The sequence below is a fragment of the Paenibacillus sp. 01T422 genome, assembly GCF_056398785.1.
Genome location: NZ_JBFTQB010000896.1, coordinates 1 through 2,632, shown reverse-complemented (window position 1 = coordinate 2,632; position 2,632 = coordinate 1). Strand labels below are relative to the sequence as shown.

Annotated in this window: 2 protein-coding genes; both read left to right on the top strand. The window is 48.9% G+C overall.

Annotation, left to right across the window (positions count from 1 at the left end):
* Positions 1 to 222: helix-turn-helix domain-containing protein (locus AC1DUA_RS33110; RefSeq protein WP_477503777.1), on the top strand; the 222-nt coding region annotated here is incomplete at its 5' end.
* Positions 223 to 237: 15 nt separating this feature from the next.
* Entirely contained in the window at positions 238 to 2,058 is a 1,821-nt protein-coding gene (locus AC1DUA_RS33105; protein ID WP_477503776.1) for a cache domain-containing sensor histidine kinase, read from the top strand.
* The last annotated feature ends 574 nt before the right edge of the window (positions 2,059 to 2,632 follow it).

Here is a 2,632-nt window from a genome sequence, read left to right as displayed (position 1 = left end):
ACCTATATGTGTTTGCTGTTCAAGCAGGAGACGGGTGAGACGATTAATGAATTTCTGACTAAGGTGAGAATTGAGAAAGCGAAGGAGCTGCTCAGTGATCCCCGCAATAAATTTTATGAAGTCTGTTTCTTGGTAGGTTACTCAGACCCCAGCTATTTCAGCAAGTTGTTCAAAAAATATGTCGGACTTACGCCAAGCGCATACCGTGACCAGATGATATAGAGAAGGTGCGATTCGATGAAACGGCTGCTTATTAATTGTTGGAATTATGTGCTGCTGCTTGCTAACGGAGTGATGGCTGCCAAGTATTGGCTGCTAGGTTATGTGCTGTTTATTCTCATTCCTGCGGCTGTTTTGCTTGTCGTGCATACCCAGAGGTCCTCGCACATCTTAGAAGAGGAAGTAACGAATACGATGCTGCAAACGCTTAAACAAGCTAGCATCAACTTGGATTTTCAGTTCGATTCGGTCCGGGATACGTCCAATACGTTATTTATGAATCCGAGGTTGGCGGAATATTTGAATCGCAAAGCGACGATCGATCAGCAATTGGACTCCTTGAAAGAACTGCGCATTTTGGTAGATAGTGCAGAGACGAATACCAATGTATTCCGGGTCCGTTTGTTCGTAAATGGGGATCGTATGTTTACAGGCGAGCGGGTTAACTTTTTCACACAGGAGAGTCTGAAGAACTGGCCTTGGTACGAAAGGGTGATGAATTCAGGAGGTGCAATCGTATGGTCGGGCGCTTATTTGGAATCATTTATCAATCAAGATCCGGCCTATATTTTCTCCGCTGCCCGCATGCTCCGGGATTTGCATGATTACGATCAAATTTCCGGCGTTCTGCTGATTGATGTGGCCGAGAAAACGATAACCGATATTTTGAATAAAATTAAATTAACCAAAGAGGGTAATATTTATTTGATCGCGGACGATGGCCAAATTATTTCACATAAGGACAAGTCATTGCTCGGTAAAAAAATGATGGAAAGCGAGCCCATGACCACAATTGCACAAAATGATGAAGGCGTCGTTCGTCTGCTCGATGACAATAATCCGAGATTTGCCATTTATACGAAGGTGGCCTCAACGGGGTRGAAGCTTGTCGCCGAGGTGCCGCAATCGGAGATCAGCTCTCGGGCTGTTGCTTTGAATCAATTTTCTGGTGTAGCGACGATTTCGACGGTGACGATTTTGTTTCTTTTGCTCGTATTTATCCTTCTGGCGATGATTGTTCGCAACATGAACCGGCGGATCCAAACTGTCATCAGGACGATTAAAAGAGGCGGAATTGAAAGCCTGGATGATCGTACGTTTAATGCTGGAGGAGACTTTAAGCTGCTTGAAAATAGTGTGGATCATCTCATCCACAGAGTTCATGGTTTGATGGAGGAAACCTATCAATCCAAAGTACAGGAGCGGGAAGCGCAGCTTCGAGCCTTGCAGGCGCAGATTAATCCGCATTTTTTGTACAACACACTGGATACAATTAATTGGATTGCCATTGGTCATAATGCTCCGGAGATTTCGAATATGATTAATGGTTTGGCCAAATATTTCAGGCTCAGCCTTAACAAAGGCAGAGACCTGGTCAGCGTCACGGATGAACTCAATTTGGCTAAAGTTTATTTGGAAATCCAGCAGAATCGGTTCCCTAAAAGCTTTGAGGTACACTTCGACATCGAAGATGGGCTCGATGATTTGGAGATGCCGAAGCTAACGCTGCAGCCGATTGTCGAGAATGCGCTTCTGCACGGGATTCGCAAATCCAAGGGCAAGATCGGAACCATCCTCATTGGAGCGAAAAAAGAGGATGGGGTTCTGGTCCTTTCCGTCACAGACGATGGCATCGGTATGGATGAGGACCTCGTGCAGAGCCTGCTGACGAAAGCTCGTCCCTCCATGAAGTCGGACGGTTCCGGAAGCTCGTACGGACTGTACAATGTCAACGAAAGGATCAAACTGTTCGCTGGCGATCACTATGGGCTGTGCATTCACTCCACGCTCGGGGAGGGAACGACCGTAACGGTGCGCATCGCGTACCAGACGGTATAAAGAAGTCGCCTCTTAGGGGCGGCTTTTTTGTGAGGCGGAGCGGGGCGGGCCGGAGTCAGGGCAGTGCGAGTGTGATGCGGGGGCAGGCTGGAGTCAGGGCAGTGCATGCGAGTGTGATGCGAAGGCAGGCTGGAGTCAGGGCGGGGTGCGAGTGTGATGCGGGGGCGGGCTGGAGTCAGGGCGGGGCATGCGAGTGTGATACGAAGGCAGGTTGGAGTCAGTGCAGTGCGAGTGTGGTGCGAAGGCAGTACGAGGCAGGCCAGGACGTCCTGCAAAAGGAACTACAATCCGCTATTTGCTAGAAAAGCTGGCTTTTTGGTCAGTTCGCGGAACTGTGATCCGCTATTTCTGCGATCTGGGTTGAAAAGCGGAGCCAACCGGCAAAATAAGGGACTGTAGTTCCGCGTGGGCAGCTAGAAAGGCGCTTTTCCTGAAATAGGGTACCACAGTTCCCTTTCAGGTGGGGCGTGCTCGAAGCCGGTGAGGGGGCAGGCAAGGTGACGTCCTGCAAAAGGAACTATAGTCCGCTATTTGTTAGAAAAGCTGGCTTTTTGGACAGTTCGCGGAACTGTGA